This window comes from Streptacidiphilus sp. MAP12-20, from assembly GCF_041262525.1.
In the GTDB taxonomy this organism is placed as follows: Bacteria; Actinomycetota; Actinomycetes; order Streptomycetales; family Streptomycetaceae; genus Streptacidiphilus.
Genome location: NZ_JBGCCK010000002.1, coordinates 37,546 through 52,563, shown reverse-complemented (window position 1 = coordinate 52,563; position 15,018 = coordinate 37,546). Strand labels below are relative to the sequence as shown.

Here is a 15,018-nt window from a genome sequence, read left to right as displayed (position 1 = left end):
TCACGACCGGCCCGGGTCGTTCGGGTGCGATTCGAGTGGGGTCACGGTGAGGGTCATCCACGGGCGCAGCGGGAGATTGCCGAGCACCTTCTCGCGGAGCTCGTCCTCGTCGGCGGCCAGCCAGATGCCGATGCTGCGCAGTTCGCCGACCGGGCGCCACAGCCGGGCCAGGTGCCCGGCGGCGGCCAGCTCGCGAGCGCGGACGGCCTCGGCGGCGCGACGGCGGTCGACCTCGTCGGGGGCGGTGCCGTCGGGCACGGTGGTGGTGATCTCGACCAGGAACTCGTTCACGGTCAGGCTCCGTTCTTGGGGTACTCGGGTTTACCGCGTGCTCTCATCGTGCGCGCGCCGTCGGACCGGGCGCCACGACCGGCGTCCTCGCTGCTGATAGGCGCAGCCTCCTACCGGCCGTAACATGAGGGTCATGGAGCTGCGCCAACTCCGGTACTTCGTCGCGGTCGCCGAGGAGCTGAACTTCGGCCGGGCCGCTGCCCGGCTGCTGATCGCCGGGCCGTCCCTGTCCCAGCCGATCAAGGCACTCGAACGTGACCTCGGGGTGGTCCTGTTCGACCGCGACCGGCGCTCGGTGGCGCTCACTCCGGCGGGCACGGCACTGCTCCCGCACGTGCGCGCCCTGCTGGACCGCGCCGACGACCTGCGGCGCCGAGCCGGGCGGCTGTCCGGTTCGGAGCCGGTCCGGCTGGGCTACGTCACCTGGTTGCCGCCCGACCTGACCGCCCGCACCTCCGCGCTGGCCCGGGTGCACGTCGACGCGTGGGTCGCGCCCTCCCACACCCAGGCCGCTCGGGTCGCCGACGGCAGCCTGGACCTCGCGGTGTGCTGGGTGCGGGACGAGGATCTGCAGCAGCTGGGCCTGGTGGCCCGACTGGTCGGCGCGGACCGGCTCTACGCCGTGTCCGCGGGGGCCGCCACCGGCGCCGTGCGCGCTCGGGACGCCGTCGTGCTCCTCGATGACGACGCCACCTCCTGGGCGTCGTGGAACGCTTACGCCGAGGAGCTGGTCCGCGACACGGGCGCCAGGGCGGAGCGCATCTCCGACGGCGGTGTGATGGGTCCCGCGTTCTTCGACCATGCCCGCCGCCTGGGCCGACCGGTCGTCAACTCTCCCAAGGGCCAGACCACTCCACTTCCGCCGGACCTGGTCCAGCGCCCGCTGGTGGCGCCGCAGGTGTACTGGACGTGGTCGCTGGTCCGGCGCGCCGACGAGCAGCGCGCGGCGGTGCTCGCCGTGGCCGACGCACTCTGCGAGGCCGTCGGGGACCTGGGGCTGCAGGGCCCGGACTCCTGGCTGCCGGCGGGCGACCCGTACCGGCGCGAGCACCAGTAGAGCGCTGACCAGCGCTGGAAGGCCTATGCGGAGCGGAAGGCCGCTCCCACCCTGCGGTGGAAGCGGCCTCCGACCTGCTCCTTCTCGTTCCCGGCTCAGACCGTTGCTTCGAGGGTGACCGAGATGTTGCCTCGGGTGGCGTTGGAGTAGGGGCACACCTGGTGAGTGGCTGCTATGAGCTGGTCGGCCGTGGCCTGGTCCAGGCCGGGAAGATGCGCGGACAGGGCGACCTTCAGCGAGAATCCTCCGTCGTCCAGGGTGATCAGGCTCACCGTGGACCTGACGGTCGACTCGCCCAGCTTCAGCCTCTGTCGGCCCGCTATCACGCGCATGCCATTGTGGAAGCACGCGGCGTAGCCGGCGGCGAAGAGCTGCTCGGGGTTGGTCCTTTCGCCGCCGGGGCCGCCCATCTCCTTGGGGACCACGAGGAGTTCGTCGAGCACCCCGTCCAGGGTGCGAACCTGTCCGTTGCGGCCGTCGCCGGTGGAGAGTGCTTCGGTGGTGTAGAGCGTGGACATGGTGTCTCCGTTCATTGGGGGGTCGATACGGCGGTCGGGTCTTCGATTGCCGGACGGATGCGCGCGTCCGGGGCGGTGGCCTGGGCGAGGAGGGACAGCGCGGCCTGCGAGGGCGAGCCCGCTGCGGCGGTGACCGCGACGAGCCGCTGTCCCTGCCCGTTGGGGACCGGGATGGCCTGTTGGGTCACATCCATCGGGCCGACGAGTGGATGTCTCATGCGGTAGTCCGCGATGTCCCAGGCGCGGACCGGGTGCTGGGACCACAGGTCCGTGAACTCCGGGCTGCGCATGACGAGTTCGCCGATCAGCGCGGCCAGCAGTGGATCGTCGGGGTACCGGCCGACGGCCAGGCGCAGTCTGCCGACCGCGTCTCGGGCCTTCTTCGGCCAGTCTTCGTACAGGTCCCGGGTGTGGGCGTCGAGGAAGACCAGGCGTGCGGTGTTCGGTCGCCGGGCGGGGTCCTGCGGGCTCGTCGGGTCGAGGTGCCCGGCGAAGAGCGCGTGCCCGGTGCGGTTCCAGGCCAGTACGTCGCTGCGGCGGCCGAGCACGACGACCGGGGTGTCCCCGAAGGCGTCGATGAGTTGCCTGGTCATCTCGGTGATGCGTTCGGGTGGTGTCGGCTTGCGGGTTCGGCTGCGGTCGACTTCCCTTCCGACACCGGCGAGGTCGTAGAGGTGGCGGTGTTCGGTCTCGTTCAGGCGCAGCGCCCCGGCGAGCGCGTCCAGCACCTCCGTCGACGCGCCCCGCGAGACTCCCTGCTCCAGTCGTGTGTAGTAGGACTCGCTCACCCCCGCCAACTGGGCGAGCTCGTCCCGCCGCAGGCCAGGCACCCGCCGACGCTCGTCGAACTCCCGCAACCCGACGTCCGACGGCTGCAGTTGCGCCCGACGCGTCCTCAGGAACCGCCCCAACTGAGACTTGCTCTTCATGGCTTTGAGTATGGGCAGGAGGAGGCGGGACGTGCCTGACCCTGTCAGTGCCAGGCAACTGCGCACGGTGCGCCGATACGGAGGCGTGTAACGCTTTGCGGGGCCCGAGCCAAGTAGAGATGTAAGGCATTGCTCGTCTGTTCAAGGAGTCGTCCGTGCAAGCGGAGCATTCAATAGCGCCACCCATGCGTGACCCGGCCGGGTTCGCCGTGTTCTACCAGCAGCAGTTCGATGCTGTGCTCGGCTTCGTCACCCGGCGCACCGACAGCCCGCACCTGGCCGCGGACCTGACAGCCGACATCTTCCTGGCCGCGCTCGAACAGGCGCACACCTACGACGCCCGGCGCGGCGCGCCGGTCGCCTGGCTCTACGGCATCTCCCGCAACGTCCTGGCCGCCCACTTCCGGGGCAGTGCCCGCGAGCAGCGGGCCGCCGCCCGGATCGCGGGTCGGCGGATGCTGGACGACCAGGACGTCACCGCGATCGAGGGCCGCATCGACGCCGCCTGCGACGCCCGGCAGCTGGCGACGCAGCACGCGGCCCTGTCCGAGCCGCTGCGCGAGGTGCTGGTCCTGGTGGCCCTGGACGGACTGACCACCCGCGAGGCCGCACAGGCCCTGGGCATCAGCGCGGCCACCGCCCGGGTGCGCCTGCACCGCGCCCGCAAGGCGCTGCAGCGCGTCGACACCCGGATCGCCACATCCCTGCACGCCGTCTCGGAGGCCCGCTCATGACCACTCCCGTGCACTTCCAGCAGCAGCTCGCCGAGGAACTCACCGCCCGCGCCTCGGCCCTCCCGCCCGCGGCGACGGTGCCCCTGCGGCCGCGCCACACCCGGCGCATCGCGGTCACCTCGCTGGGACTGGCCGCAGCCGCCACCGCGGCGGTGCTGATCCCGCACACGGCCCACACCACCGCCCCGCAGGCAGGCGCACGCCAGAGCACCGCCCGCCCACAGGGCGGCAGTGCGCCGGTCCTGAGCAACGCCTCCTACACGGTGGTTCCCCGCAAGGACGGGACCGTCACCCTCCAGGTGATGGGCGCGAAGCTGTCCGGACTCCAGGAGGCGCTGCGCAGCCTGCATGTGCCGGCCGTGGTCCTGAAGCTCTCGGATTCCTGCCCCGCCAATGTCCGCACCGACAACACCGACCTCGAGAAGGTCCAGTCCCTGGATCCGAAGAACGGACGCCTGATGGTGATCCGGCCCAGCGCCATCCCGCAGGGGGACACCCTGGTGCTGGTCCAGCACACCCTCAAGGGCGACCTGCACCCGTCCTCCATGGGCTCCATGGAGGTCCTTCTGGCCCATGGCGAGCCCAGCTGCTTCCCCGCCTCCCAGGCCAACGTCATCGGCGAGGGCTAGCCGCTCCGCACGGCACCGCTCACCGACGCCGTCGTCCCCGTCCGCCGCCCAACGGTCGCCGGACGGGACGAGGCGAGCAAGGATGGAGCCAGGCGGTGCGGCGTGAGGCGCGGAGGTACGACGTGACGTTCACCCACGTGATGGACCGCGTCGCCCAGGCCTTCGAGGGCCTTGGCGCCGTGATCCTGGTTCTCGGCTTCGCGCTCGCCGTGGTCGTCGCGGCGCGGTCCTGGCGGCGGACGGGTCGGGCGGGGGAGGGGTACCAGGCACTGCGGGAATGCTTCGGCGGCACGCTGCTGCTGGCGCTGGAGGTCCTCGTCGCGGCAGACCTGATCCGCACGGTGGCCGTGGCGCCGACGCTGGACAACGTCGCCGTGCTGGGCGTGATCGTGCTGATCCGGACGTTCCTGAGCTTCTCCCTGGAGATCGAGATCGAGGGAGTCGCCCCTTGGCGACGCGGTCTCACCAGCGGTGCCACGGTCACTGGGCGTGCCGTGCGCCGTGCAGCGCCCCGGCCGGACCCGTGAACGGACCACCTGCGGTCGAACGGTCAGCCGAGGTCCGGGACTGAGCTGGCATGGGCGGCGAGGACACGCCAGGCGCCATCGGCGTGTACCCAGGTGCGGGTGTAGCGAAGGCGCGCAGCGAACGGCTGTCCCGCGGCGGTGCCCCGAATCGCGGCCAACACGCGGGTGATCCCCGTTGCGCCCACCACGGTCACGTGCAGGTCCTGCTGGTCGAAGACTTCGACGGCCAGGATCCTCGACCGGTGTGCCTCGAGGTCCTCTTCCTTCGTGAGGGAGCGGCCATCGGGTCCTGTGTAGACGACACGGTCGTCCAGGAGGAGGTCGAGTGCCTCGACATCACCTGCTCGAACAGCGCCCTGCAGCCTCTGCTCGGCCTCATGGAGTGCGGCGACGACGTCCACCCGATCTGTCCCCATCCCGATCTTCCCCTCCCCGCCCGGATCCAGTGCGCTCTTGATCCAATCACTGCCTGTACCTCATGACCGGTCAACCCGGCGAACTCGCGTCAGCCTTCCGTCGAAGTCCGGACCAGCACCCTGACCACACGCTTGTCCGGGCGGCCTCCTAATATCGTCACGCATTCCTCGACGGACGCCGACGCCCCCTTGGCCGTGCCCGTCGCCAGACGCCCGACACGACACACAACGACATCCACCGCAGCGTGGTGGAGTCGTGCATCCAGGAGGAACGTTCATGCACGCCCGGAGGATCGGCGCGGTCGCCGCGACAGCAGTGGCGCTGGTGGCTGCCCGCGACCTTGTCCAGAAGAGGCACGCGCTGCTTCGGAACTTCCCCGTGATCGGGCACGCCCGGTACCTCTTGGAGACGATCGGGCCGGAGCTGCGGCAGTACATCGTGACCTCCAACGAGGAAGAGCGCCCGTTCAGTCGTGACCAGCGCACCTGGATCTACGCGTCGGCGAAGGAGGAGAACAACTACTTCGGGTTCGGAACCGAAGTCGACGTCGAGCACGTGCAGGGTCACGCCTACCTGAAGCAGCGCACGTTCGCCGACGCTCTGCCCGACGCGCACGACCCGCAGGCCCCGCTGCCCTCGGCCAAGGTGCTGGGCGGGCCGCGCGGGCGCGCCAAGGCGTTCCGGCCGACGAGTGTGGTGAACGTTTCGGCGATGAGCTTCGGATCGCTCTCCGGCGCGGCCATCACGGCGCTCAACAAGGGGGCGGCGCTGGCGGGCACGATGCACAACACGGGCGAGGGCGGTCTCTCGCCGTACCACCGCAACGGCGGCGACCTCGTCCTCCAGATCGGCACGGCGTACTTCGGCTGCCGCAACGAGGACGGCAGCTTCAACCTCGACAAGCTCAGGGACGTCGTCGCGAGCGCCCCCGTCAAGGCGATAGAGATCAAGCTCTCCCAGGGCGCCAAGCCCGGGCTGGGCGGAATGCTGCCGGGCGCGAAGGTGACCCCGGAGATCGCCGCGATCCGCGGCATCCCGGTCGGCAAGGACTGCGCCTCCCCGTCGCGGCACACCGCGTTCAGCGACGTGGACTCGATGCTCGACTTCGTCGAGCTGCTCGCCACCGAGACCGGTCTGCCGGTCGGGGTCAAGAGCGCGGTGGGGGAGATGGGCTTCTGGCAGGAGCTGGCCACGCTGATGGAGCGCGGCGACCGTGGTGTCGACTTCGTGACCGTCGACGGCGGCGAGGGCGGCACCGGGGCGGCGCCGCGGATGTTCGCCGACTCGGTGGCGCTGCCGTTCCGGATGGGCTTCTCCCGCGTCTACGGCACCTTCGCCGAGCTGGGGCTGACCGACGACCTGACCTTCATAGGCTCCGGCAAGCTCGGTCTGCCCGAGAACGCCGCGGTCGCCTTCGCCCTGGGTGCCGACATGATCAACGTTGCCCGTGAGGCGATGCTGTCGATCGGCTGCATCCAATCGCAGAAGTGTCACACCGACAGGTGTCCCACCGGCATCGCCACCCAGAACCCGTGGCTGGCGCGCGGCCTCGAACCGACGTCGAAGGCCACCCGGGCCGCTGCCTACCTGAGCACCCTGCGCAGGGAGCTGCTGAAGGTCTCGGCCGCCGTCGGCGTCGCCCACCCGGCACTCATCACCGCCAACGACATCGAGATCATGAACGGCGACTACGAGGCTCGCACCCTGGCCGGCGTCTACGGCTACAAGGACGGCTGGGGCGAGCTCGGCCCGCGCCTCGCCGACGAGATCACCGCGCTGACAGTTCTGCCGGAGTGATCAGAACGTGACTGAAGAAGTGAGATTCAAGAGCATCGTGGGCCCCGAACTGGCCGGGTCGATCGACCTGCCGGAAGGCGAGATCCGGGGCTGGGGAATCTTCGTTCACGGATTCACACTCGGCAAGAACTCGCCGGCCGCCTCGCGGGTCAGCAAGCAGCTGGCCCGCGAGGGGATCGGGATGCTGCGCTACGACAACCTCGGGATCGGAGACTCCGACGGCGACTGGGGGGACGGTTCCTTCACCATCAAGGTCCAGGACACCGTCCGTGCGGCACGTTTGATGGCAGAGCGAGGGACTCCGGCAGACCTGCTGGTGGGTCACTCGTGGGGAGGCGCCGCCGCCATCGCCGCAGCGGCCGAGGCGACCGGCGTCCGCGCGGTCGCCACGATCGGGGCGCCTGCCGATCCCAGCCACGTCGAGCGACAGTACGACGCGGTCGTGGATCGCGTTCTCAGCGAGGGGTCGCACGAGTGGTTCGTCGGCGGGAGGACCCTGGTTCTCAAGCGTGCCTTCGTCGATGACGTCCGCCAGGCTCGCCTGCGCGACCGGATACGCGAGTTGAACCTGCCGCTGCTCGTCCTGCATTCGCCTACCGACGACACCGTCGACATCGCCAACGCGGGGGAGATCTTCCGCGAGGCGCGACACCCGCGAAGCTTCGTCTCGCTCGAAGGAGCAGACCATCTGCTGACCGCACGAGGACAAGCGCAGCGAGCGGCGCACATCATCAGCGCCTGGGCCGACCAGTACATCCACGGGTCACGGCCCGCAGGATGTGAACCCACGAGCACCTGACCCGGCCGGCCGCGCGTCGGAGACCGACCCGCCGCCGGCCTCGGCAGGCCGACCGTCGACGGCGAGGCCGGATCCTGGGATGTTCAGCCGCGGACCGTCTTGAGCGCCCCGGCCCACGACTCGAGCTGGTCGAAGAGGACGGTGGCGGCGTCCTCGTGCTGGGGGCCGGGCTTGAAGACGGAGAAGTTCTCGAAGTCGGTGTACATCGAGAAGGACAGCTGCTGGCGGACGGTGGCAATCTGCAGCTCGCTCGCGATCGCGCGCAGGTGCTCGATGGCCCGAGCGCCTCCGAGCGAGCCGTAGGAGACGAAGGCCGCGGCCTTGTTGTTCCACTCGGCGTGGAGGTAGTCGATGGCGTTCTTGAGCACGCCCGAGGTGGAGTGGTTGTACTCCGGGCTGACGAAGACGAACCCGTCGAACCGGTTGATCGTCGCGGCCCAGGCCTTGGTGTGCTCTCCCGCGTACTGGCCCATGGCCGGCGGCATCGCCTCGTCCAGGTGTGGCAGCGGGTAGTCGGCCAGGTCCACCAGCTCGTACTTCGCACCGGTGCGGGCGGATGCCTTCTCCACCACCCAGTCGGCCACGGCCTTGCCGTTGCGGCCGGGACGGGTGCTGCCGAGGATGATCGCGATCTTCAGGTCGCTCATGAGTGCTCCCAATCTTTGAACGTACTTCCACGGTCGGGTGGTTGTCGCCGACCGCGGTGCGGGCGCTGCGCGGGCGGCGGCGCCGCCACGCACGAGCATAAACGGACTTTACCCCGCTTAGTATTCCGGCCGGTAGGGTTGAGCCTGTGGAAAGACCCCTCCTCCCCCTGGGAGCACCCCGCGCCGAGCGCGCCGACGCCGCACGCAACCGCAGGCATCTGCTCGCCACGGCCCGCACGATGCTGGCTGAGCAGGGTGGCGCTGACTGCCTGACCATGGACGCTCTGGCCGAGCGGGCCGGGCTCGGCAAGGGGACGGTCTTCCGCCGGTTCGGCACCCGCGCCGGAATCTTCCAGGCGCTGCTGGACGACGACGAACAGGCCTTCCAGCAACAGGTGATGGCAGGGCCGCCGCCGCTCGGTCCCGGCGCAGCACCACTGGACCGTCTGATCGCCTACGGTCGGGCCAGGATCGCGTTCCTGCTCGACCATCGCGAGATGGCCCGCGCCGCACTCGACGGCAGCCTGCCCGTACCGGCCGGCACCGAGACGCCGCTCTCCCGCACCCACATCCGCATGCTGCTGGGACAGCTTCGGCTCGACGGTGTCGACCTCCCGATGCTGGCCCTCCAACTCACGGCCGCCCTCGACGGCCCCCTGCTGTTCTACCTCTCGAACTCCGATCTCACCGAATCCACGGACATCCAGAAACGGATGACCCGAGCCTGGGAAGATCTGATCCAGCGCGTCTGCGGCGGTTGACCGGCCCGCGAACCACAGCGGCCCGGCTCGGCATGGTCCCCTTGGACAGCAAAGCGGGGTAAGGTCCGTTTATGGCAGCGGCGCGACGCTGTGCTGCGGCAGCCGGGTCAATCGATGGATTGGATGGTGGATACATGCCTCTCACCGGGGAGTACGAGCCGAGCAGGTTCGACTTCAGTCGGGACCAGGTCGAGATCTACGAGCGATCCGGCGGCACCGAAGGCACCGACAACCAGGGCAAGCCGGTGATCGTGCTGACGTCCGTCGGGGCCAAGACCGGGAAGCTGCGCAAGACGCCGCTGATGCGCGTCGAGCACGACGGCGAGTACGCCGTCGTCGCATCGCTGGGCGGCGCGCCCCAGCACCCCGTCTGGTACCACAACCTCATCGCCAACTCGCATGTGGAGCTCCAGGACGGCCCGGTCAAGAAGGACTACCAGGCCACGGAGGTCCACGGCGAGGCGTACGCGGTGTGGTTCGAGCGAGCGGTCACGGCCTGGCCGGACTACGCCGAGTACCAGAAGAAGACCACCAGGAAGATGCCGATCTTCGTTCTCACGCCCGTCGACGCGTAGGCGGCGAAGGGGACGCGGGATGAAGGATCCTCACTGATCGGTCGCCGGCCATCCGGTGGCCTGGAAGACGGCGATGGGGTCCAGGTAGTCCCGCCAGTGCGTCGCTTTGCGGTCCTTGACGGTGATCACGGAGACGAAGTGGTTGTCGTAGGCCCGCCCGGTGTGGACAGCTCGTCCGTGCACCGCGTACTCGAGTACGACCACGGACGTCTCGGGATCGCGGTGGACGGCGAGTTCGTCGGCGCTGTGCAGGACCATGACGTCGCCGTAGCCGCGGTACAGGTCGGCGATCGCCCGGCGGCCCTGGACTCGGCGTGGGTAGCCAGGCACGGAGATCACGTATTCGAAGACCACGTCCTCGGCCAGGAGGTCGAAGAAGTGCTCGCCGTCGACGAGGCCCGCCAGTCCGTCCTGGATGACCCGGAAGAAGGGGTCCAGCGCCGCGAAGTCGGCGAGGTCGGCGAAATCGGTGATGTCGTCTGCGGACATGGTCATCCCGCCGTCGGGGAGGTCCAGGCGTGGACGCTGCGCCGGGCGAACTCGTGGAAGGTGGTGGGCGGTCGGCCGGTGACCTTCTCGATGTCGTCGTTGGGCGTGGAGCCGTTGCCGGAGCTGATGCTGCTCGTCAGCCAGTGGAGCATGGCCGCGTAGCCGGCAGGGACGACACCGGCCGCGACCGCGCCGCCGATCCACACGTCGGGGTCGATGTCCTGGTGGGTGACGGGTCGGCCGGTCACGGCGGCGATGGTGGCGGCGATTTCGCCGACGGTGAGGGCCTGCGGGCCGGTGGGCGCGTACCGCGCGCCGGCGTGGGCGTCGGGGGCGAGCAGCGTCTCGGCTGCGACCGCGGCGATGTCTGCCGCGTCGACGAAGGCTTCCGCGCCGTCGCCGGTGGGGACGGTGATTACCCCGTCGATGATCGGCAGGTGTGCGTCGCTGAAGTTCTGCATCAGCCAGGCGGGGCGCAGGATGGAGTGCGCGATGGTGTGTCGGGAGGCGAGGTCGGCCTCGACGGCCCTGATGTCGACCTCCGGTGGCGTCTGGTCGGCGCGGTAGGTGCTCAGGTAGGTGACGTGGCGGACCCCGGCGGCTTCGGCGAGGTCGAGGAAGGCGGCCACCTGATCGGCGAAGCTGACCCGCAGGACGGGCGTGACGAGGTAGAGGCGGTCGACTCCGGAGAGCGCGCCGGGGTGGGTGGTCGGGTCGTCCCAGTCGAACAGCACGTCGGCGCCATGGCGGGCCGCGGTGCGGGCACCGAGCCCCCGCTCGGCGAGCTGCTTCGCGAGGGGCGCGCCGGTCCGGCCGGTGCCGCCGAGGACGAGTGCGGTCTGCGGTGATCTGGTCATGGGTCCATCGTGAGAGCGCGCCCACGAGTGAATCAATGCGCGAATCGCTCGATCTGTTACGTCAAACGCTCAGGCCTGTACCTCGTGTGGTTGTCCTGCTGATACTGGTCGCGTGGACGTTCTGCAGGATCGCCTTGCGCGGGCTCGCGCCTCCGGCGCCGTCTTCGCCCGGACGGTGGCCGAGCCGCCGTGGGGGCTGCGGCTGGCCGGCTCGATGCAGCTGGCCGTGCACACCGTCGTCCGGGGTCGGGGGTGGCTGTGGCTGGACGGCGACCCCGGCAGCGCGCTGGAGCTCGTGCCGGGGGAGGTGACGCTGGTGCGCGGCGGCCCTGATCACTTCATCGGGCACGCGCCGGGCGTCGACTGCCTCGAACCGGAGGTCTTCCGGGCCCGGCACGCCCACGACGGGAGTTCCGAGGACCCTCGGGCGACCGTGTTTCTCTGCGGCGCCTACCGGTTCTCCGGCGACATCGGCGCCGGGCTGCTGGACGCGCTGCCGCAGGTGCTGACCCTCTCGGCGGCAGTCGGTGATCCCCTGCGGGACGTGATCGCGCTGCTCTCGCACGAGTTGGCGACCCCCCAACCGGGCCAGCCCACCGTGCTGGACCGGCTCCTCGACGTGCTGTTGGTGCTCGCCATCCGCAACGACTTCCACCGCAGCCCGAACGCACCGCGCTGGTACCGGGCGGCAGCGGATCCCCGGCTGAACGCCGCGATGCAGGCGATGCACGAGGATGCCGGCCATCCCTGGTCGGTTCCGGAACTGGCCGCGCTCAGCGGTCTGTCGCGGGCGGCCTTCGCGCGGACCTTCCGCGACGCCCTCGGCCAGACCCCGATCCAGTACCTGACCGACTGGCGCATGGCCCTCGCCCGCGACCACCTGCGCTCCGGCGACCTCGGCCTGACGGGCATCGCCCGCGCCGTCGGCTACGGCTCGCCCTACGCGTTCGCCGCCGCCTTCCGCCGCCACCACGGCGAGCCGCCCGGCACCTGGCGGCAACGCGAGTCGCTCGACGCGCAAGCGCGCCACGGGGACGACTCCCACCCTCACTGACGGGAACCGCAACGTGTCCGCCGGCCCGGTATCGGATCAGCGGCGCCGAGCCTGCGCGTCATGTGTGGTGGGGTCACCAGAGTGCGGCGGACCCGGGCACCGACGGCAGCGCATTCCGTGCCGCCTGGCCGTCGCGTGCCGGGTCAGGGCAGTTCCGCGGCGAGCAGCGCGTGGACGGCGGCGCGCACCCGGGGCGCGACCGCGGCGGGATCGGTGGCGTCGAGCTTGCCGTCGAGATGGAGCACGGCGAGGCCATGGACGAGTCCCCAGACCGCGGTGGCCAGCGCCTCGGGGTCGGAGCCGGGGAAGGTTCGTCCGACGATGGCGCCGACGTAGTCGGAGATCGCCGCCGTCGCCGCGACGCGTTCGGCGTCGTCGGTGTCGCAGGGCTCGCCGAACATGACCCGGAACAGGGCCGGGCGCCGCAGCGCGAACTGCACGTAGGCCACCGCGGCGGAGGCGAGTTCGTCGGGCGTCGACGGGGTGGGATGCGCGGCGGCCAGGTCGGCGGCGAGTTCGCGGTAGCCGACGGTGGCGACGGCGGAGACCAGCGCGTCGTGGTTGGCGAAGTGGCGGTAGGGCGCGGTGGGGGAGACCCCGGCGCGGCGCGCCACGGCGCGGAGGGACAGCGAGCTGTGGCCGTCCTCCTCCAGCAGTTCCATCGCGGCGCGCACGCAGGTGGCGGCGAGGTCGCCGTGGTGGTACGCGTTCCGCTGCTCGGGCATGGGTTCGCTCCCCCCTCATGTTGACGCTGCTTACATCCCAGGTTAGCTTAAGTAAGCACTGTCAACATTCACGCGCACCGGAAGGCGATCCCCCATGACGAGCAACCCGACGAGCAATCCGACGAACGCCACCACGAGCAGGCTGTTCTCACCCCTGGAGCTGAGCTCCGGCGCCGTCCTGCGGAACCGGATCGCGAAGGCGGCCATGGAGGAGGGGCTCGCGGGGGAGGCCCAGCTGCCCGACGAGCGACTGCTGTCGCTCTACCGGCGCTGGGGCTCCGGCGGCGCGGGGCTGCTGATCACCGGCAACGTCATGGTGCACGCCGAGGCCCTGACCGGGCCGGGCGGAATCGTCCTTGACGAGCACGCGCCGCTGGAGCCCTTCGTGAAGTGGGCGGCAGCGGGCAAGGAGGGCGGTGCGGCGATGTGGATGCAGATCAGCCACCCCGGCCGCCAGGTCTACGCGAACATGCCCGGAGTGGTCTGGGGGCCGTCGGCGGTCGGCGTCGACCTGGGCAGGCACAGCAAGCGGTTCGGCCGCCCGGTCGCCATGACGCCGAAGCAGATCGCCGCCACGGTCGAGCGCTTCGCCGTCACGGCGGCGCGCGCCGAGCGAGCCGGGTTCGACGGCGTGGAGATCCACGCGGCCCACGGCTACCTGCTCTCGCAGTTCCTCTCGCCGCTGGTGAACCGGCGCACCGACCGGTGGGGCGGGTCCCTGGAGAACCGGGCCAGGATGCTGCTGGACGTCGTCCGCTCCGTGCGCTCCGCGGTGTCGCCGTCCTTCGCGGTCGCCGTGAAGCTGAACTCCGCCGACTTCCAGCGCGGCGGCTTCGACGCCGACGACGCGCAGCGGGTGATCGCGATGCTGGAGCCGCTCGGGGTCGACCTGGTCGAGATCTCGGGCGGCAGCTACGAGAGCCCGGCGATGTCGGGACGGCCGGCCGAAGCGCGCACGGCGGCGCGCGAGGCGTACTTCCTGGACCTTGCCGCGGAATTGGCCAGGACCAGTCCCGTCCCCCTGATGCTGACCGGCGGGATCACGCGCCGCGAGACCGCTGAGACGGTGCTGGCCGACGGCGTCGCCGTCGTCGGCCTGGCCACCGCCCTCGCCGCCACGCCCGACCTGCCTGACCGTTGGCTGGCGGGCGCGCAGGCGGCGGGGCGGCTCAAGCCGGTGACCTGGTCGGACAAGACCCTCGCCGCCGCCGCCGGGATGGCACTGGTCCGGCACCAGATCCGGCGCCTCGCCCGCGGCGGCGAACCGGCGCTCGGCACGCACCCGGCGCACGCACTGGTCTGCGACAACCTGGCCCAGCGCCGCGCCCTGCGGCGCTACCGCTCCTGGCTGGGGACGACGGCCTGACCGTGCGCGGCGGTAGTGAGGGCAGCACCGCACCCGCCCAGCCGACGGAGGCGGATCCGGCACACCGAGGAGCCTCCGGATGCCGACTCGCCGGGCCGGTCGCAGGCTGGAGGTATGGGCGGTCAGGTCTTTTCGGCGGGCCACAGCGACGCGCGGGTGGTCGTGCATCGGGCGGTTCTCGACGCCTCGGGGCGCCCGTGCCGTCGGGTCGAGATCCTGGGCCTGGAGGTCGGGTGGGCCTACTCGGCCGACGACGTCAAGATGATCATGGCCCGCTGCGAGATGGACCCAGCGGACATCGACCGGCCCGGAGTCGTCGAGTGGCGCGGCGACGGGCCGTACCTGTGGGGCTGACGCCGTGGGGCCGGCGGCCGGGGATGCCCGGAATGTGACAGGACGTTCGACTACCTCGGTGCGCGTGTCTTCGCCGTCGACTTCCTGGGCGGCGCGGCCTGCTCGACCAGGGCCACCAGCACGCGGCCCGCTGACTTCATATCGGCCACGTACAGCGGAGGGACGGCCTTCACCATGTCCAGGGTGCCGGCCCCCAAACTGATGAGGTACTTGGTGCCGTCGAGGGTGATCCGCAGTGTCTCTTGCCCCATTCTGAACCGCTTGCAGGTGACCTCGGCGATCGGCGCTTCGACGTGAAGGCCATGGGTCGTTGCGAGGGCCAGCATGCCGTCCTCTATCGCGATCACGCCGGATCGCCAGGGCTTGATCCATCCGGTGGAGATCAACGCGTTGATCGTGATCCGCCGCCGCGGATTTGGCTGACTGTCCCTCATGCTGACCCCGCTGTTCGCCGACCGGTGTGAACGCTGCGGGAGACCATAGCCTCGGAGC

Annotated in this window: 20 protein-coding genes; 11 read left to right on the top strand and 9 right to left on the bottom strand. The window is 70.6% G+C overall.

The window, feature by feature from the left end:
* Complete coding sequence (locus tag ABIA32_RS02455) at positions 1-291, bottom strand: muconolactone Delta-isomerase family protein (protein WP_370092052.1); 291 nt, start codon at positions 289-291, stop codon at positions 1-3.
* Positions 292-415: 124 nt separating this feature from the next.
* On the opposite strand from ABIA32_RS02455, the gene ABIA32_RS02450 reads away from it, so the two are divergent.
* Positions 416-1,348: a LysR family transcriptional regulator gene (locus ABIA32_RS02450; RefSeq protein ID WP_370092051.1), complete on the top strand. Its 933-nt coding sequence runs from the start codon at positions 416-418 to the stop codon at positions 1,346-1,348.
* A 95-nt stretch (positions 1,349-1,443) separates the two neighbouring features.
* Here ABIA32_RS02450 and ABIA32_RS02445 read toward each other — a convergent pair whose 3' ends face one another.
* Together ABIA32_RS02445 and ABIA32_RS02440 are read right to left on the bottom strand one after the other, a co-directional pair.
* Positions 1,444-1,881, bottom strand: coding sequence for an organic hydroperoxide resistance protein (locus ABIA32_RS02445; protein WP_370092050.1), 438 nt, complete (start codon positions 1,879-1,881; stop codon positions 1,444-1,446).
* Positions 1,878-2,795 carry a helix-turn-helix domain-containing protein gene (locus ABIA32_RS02440; protein WP_370092049.1) on the bottom strand — a complete coding sequence of 306 codons (918 nt, stop codon included), beginning with the start codon at positions 2,793-2,795 and terminating at the stop codon, positions 1,878-1,880. The genes ABIA32_RS02445 and ABIA32_RS02440 overlap by 4 nt, the downstream gene beginning before the upstream one ends.
* 185 nt (positions 2,796-2,980) lie before the next feature.
* Here ABIA32_RS02440 and ABIA32_RS02435 point away from each other — a divergent pair, with 185 nt between their 5' ends.
* The 3 genes from ABIA32_RS02435 to ABIA32_RS02425 all read left to right on the top strand — a co-directional run bounded on the left by ABIA32_RS02435 (position 2,981) and on the right by ABIA32_RS02425 (position 4,685).
* The gene (locus ABIA32_RS02435; protein ID WP_370092048.1) at positions 2,981-3,529 is read left to right on the top strand and encodes an RNA polymerase sigma factor; all 549 of its coding nucleotides are present in this window, start codon (positions 2,981-2,983) and stop codon (positions 3,527-3,529) included.
* Positions 3,526-4,158 (top strand): hypothetical protein, encoded by a 633-nt coding sequence (locus ABIA32_RS02430; RefSeq protein WP_370092047.1) that lies wholly within the window; start codon positions 3,526-3,528, stop codon positions 4,156-4,158. Before ABIA32_RS02435 ends, ABIA32_RS02430 begins: the two co-directional genes overlap by 4 nt.
* A gap of 122 nt (positions 4,159-4,280) precedes the next feature.
* Positions 4,281-4,685 carry a DUF1622 domain-containing protein gene (locus tag ABIA32_RS02425; RefSeq protein ID WP_370092046.1) on the top strand — a complete coding sequence of 135 codons (405 nt, stop codon included), beginning with the start codon at positions 4,281-4,283 and terminating at the stop codon, positions 4,683-4,685.
* 23 nt (positions 4,686-4,708) lie between these two features.
* On the opposite strand, the gene ABIA32_RS02420 is transcribed toward ABIA32_RS02425, so the two are convergent.
* A complete protein-coding gene (locus ABIA32_RS02420) occupies positions 4,709-5,086 on the bottom strand; it encodes a nuclear transport factor 2 family protein (protein WP_370092045.1) in 378 nt (125 codons plus the stop codon).
* A 292-nt stretch (positions 5,087-5,378) separates the two neighbouring features.
* On the opposite strand from ABIA32_RS02420, the gene ABIA32_RS02415 reads away from it, so the two are divergent.
* Positions 5,379-6,899 carry an FMN-binding glutamate synthase family protein gene (locus ABIA32_RS02415; protein ID WP_370092044.1) on the top strand — a complete coding sequence of 507 codons (1,521 nt, stop codon included), beginning with the start codon at positions 5,379-5,381 and terminating at the stop codon, positions 6,897-6,899.
* A 19-nt stretch (positions 6,900-6,918) separates the two neighbouring features.
* Entirely contained in the window at positions 6,919-7,698 is a 780-nt protein-coding gene (locus tag ABIA32_RS02410) for an alpha/beta hydrolase family protein (RefSeq protein ID WP_370092043.1), read from the top strand.
* Positions 7,699-7,781: 83 nt separating this feature from the next.
* On the opposite strand, the gene ABIA32_RS02405 is transcribed toward ABIA32_RS02410, so the two are convergent.
* A complete protein-coding gene (locus ABIA32_RS02405; protein WP_370092042.1) occupies positions 7,782-8,345 on the bottom strand; it encodes an NADPH-dependent FMN reductase in 564 nt (187 codons plus the stop codon).
* Positions 8,346-8,491: 146 nt separating this feature from the next.
* Here ABIA32_RS02405 and ABIA32_RS02400 point away from each other — a divergent pair, with 146 nt between their 5' ends.
* Entirely contained in the window at positions 8,492-9,106 is a 615-nt protein-coding gene (locus tag ABIA32_RS02400) for a TetR/AcrR family transcriptional regulator (protein WP_370092041.1), read from the top strand.
* A gap of 134 nt (positions 9,107-9,240) precedes the next feature.
* Positions 9,241-9,681, top strand: coding sequence for a nitroreductase family deazaflavin-dependent oxidoreductase (locus tag ABIA32_RS02395; protein WP_370092040.1), 441 nt, complete (start codon positions 9,241-9,243; stop codon positions 9,679-9,681).
* Between the two features lie 30 nt (positions 9,682-9,711).
* Here ABIA32_RS02395 and ABIA32_RS02390 read toward each other — a convergent pair whose 3' ends face one another.
* The gene (locus ABIA32_RS02390; protein ID WP_370092039.1) at positions 9,712-10,170 is read right to left on the bottom strand and encodes a nuclear transport factor 2 family protein; all 459 of its coding nucleotides are present in this window, start codon (positions 10,168-10,170) and stop codon (positions 9,712-9,714) included.
* Positions 10,171-10,172: 2 nt separating this feature from the next.
* Positions 10,173-11,027 (bottom strand): NmrA family NAD(P)-binding protein, encoded by an 855-nt coding sequence (locus ABIA32_RS02385; RefSeq protein ID WP_370092038.1) that lies wholly within the window; start codon positions 11,025-11,027, stop codon positions 10,173-10,175.
* A 112-nt stretch (positions 11,028-11,139) separates the two neighbouring features.
* Between ABIA32_RS02385 and ABIA32_RS02380 the strand changes: the two genes are divergently transcribed.
* Complete coding sequence (locus tag ABIA32_RS02380; RefSeq protein ID WP_370092037.1) at positions 11,140-12,081, top strand: cupin domain-containing protein; 942 nt, start codon at positions 11,140-11,142, stop codon at positions 12,079-12,081.
* Positions 12,082-12,224: 143 nt separating this feature from the next.
* Here the strand turns inward: ABIA32_RS02380 and ABIA32_RS02375 are convergent, their stop codons facing one another.
* The gene (locus tag ABIA32_RS02375) at positions 12,225-12,806 is read right to left on the bottom strand and encodes a TetR/AcrR family transcriptional regulator (RefSeq protein ID WP_370092035.1); all 582 of its coding nucleotides are present in this window, start codon (positions 12,804-12,806) and stop codon (positions 12,225-12,227) included.
* Between the two features lie 94 nt (positions 12,807-12,900).
* On the opposite strand from ABIA32_RS02375, the gene ABIA32_RS02370 reads away from it, so the two are divergent.
* Both ABIA32_RS02370 and ABIA32_RS02365 read left to right on the top strand, forming a co-directional pair.
* On the top strand, positions 12,901-14,172 hold the full coding sequence (locus ABIA32_RS02370; RefSeq protein ID WP_370092034.1) for an NADH:flavin oxidoreductase/NADH oxidase family protein: 1,272 nt from the start codon (positions 12,901-12,903) through the stop codon (positions 14,170-14,172).
* 114 nt (positions 14,173-14,286) lie between these two features.
* On the top strand, positions 14,287-14,526 hold the full coding sequence (locus ABIA32_RS02365) for a hypothetical protein (protein WP_370092032.1): 240 nt from the start codon (positions 14,287-14,289) through the stop codon (positions 14,524-14,526).
* Between the two features lie 50 nt (positions 14,527-14,576).
* Here ABIA32_RS02365 and ABIA32_RS02360 read toward each other — a convergent pair whose 3' ends face one another.
* A complete protein-coding gene (locus ABIA32_RS02360) occupies positions 14,577-14,960 on the bottom strand; it encodes a hypothetical protein (protein WP_370092031.1) in 384 nt (127 codons plus the stop codon).
* Positions 14,961-15,018 lie beyond the last annotated feature (58 nt).

Excerpts from the sequence above, each read along its gene's own strand:
- ABIA32_RS02450 (WP_370092051.1), top strand. The coding sequence starts at position 416 with ATGAGGGTCATGGAGCTGCGCCAACTCCGGTACTTCGTCGCGGTCGCC.
- ABIA32_RS02445 (WP_370092050.1), bottom strand. The coding sequence starts at position 1,881 with ATGAACGGAGACACCATGTCCACGCTCTACACCACCGAAGCACTCTCC.
- ABIA32_RS02440 (WP_370092049.1), bottom strand. The coding sequence starts at position 2,795 with ATGAAGAGCAAGTCTCAGTTGGGGCGGTTCCTGAGGACGCGTCGGGCG.
- ABIA32_RS02435 (WP_370092048.1), top strand. The coding sequence starts at position 2,981 with ATGCGTGACCCGGCCGGGTTCGCCGTGTTCTACCAGCAGCAGTTCGAT.
- ABIA32_RS02430 (WP_370092047.1), top strand. The coding sequence starts at position 3,526 with ATGACCACTCCCGTGCACTTCCAGCAGCAGCTCGCCGAGGAACTCACC.
- ABIA32_RS02415 (WP_370092044.1), top strand. The coding sequence starts at position 5,379 with ATGCACGCCCGGAGGATCGGCGCGGTCGCCGCGACAGCAGTGGCGCTG.
- ABIA32_RS02405 (WP_370092042.1), bottom strand. The coding sequence starts at position 8,345 with ATGAGCGACCTGAAGATCGCGATCATCCTCGGCAGCACCCGTCCCGGC.
- ABIA32_RS02395 (WP_370092040.1), top strand. The coding sequence starts at position 9,241 with ATGCCTCTCACCGGGGAGTACGAGCCGAGCAGGTTCGACTTCAGTCGG.
- ABIA32_RS02390 (WP_370092039.1), bottom strand. The coding sequence starts at position 10,170 with ATGTCCGCAGACGACATCACCGATTTCGCCGACCTCGCCGACTTCGCG.
- ABIA32_RS02385 (WP_370092038.1), bottom strand. The coding sequence starts at position 11,027 with ATGACCAGATCACCGCAGACCGCACTCGTCCTCGGCGGCACCGGCCGG.
- ABIA32_RS02375 (WP_370092035.1), bottom strand. The coding sequence starts at position 12,806 with ATGCCCGAGCAGCGGAACGCGTACCACCACGGCGACCTCGCCGCCACC.
- ABIA32_RS02370 (WP_370092034.1), top strand. The coding sequence starts at position 12,901 with ATGACGAGCAACCCGACGAGCAATCCGACGAACGCCACCACGAGCAGG.
- ABIA32_RS02365 (WP_370092032.1), top strand. The coding sequence starts at position 14,287 with ATGGGCGGTCAGGTCTTTTCGGCGGGCCACAGCGACGCGCGGGTGGTC.
- ABIA32_RS02360 (WP_370092031.1), bottom strand. The coding sequence starts at position 14,960 with ATGAGGGACAGTCAGCCAAATCCGCGGCGGCGGATCACGATCAACGCG.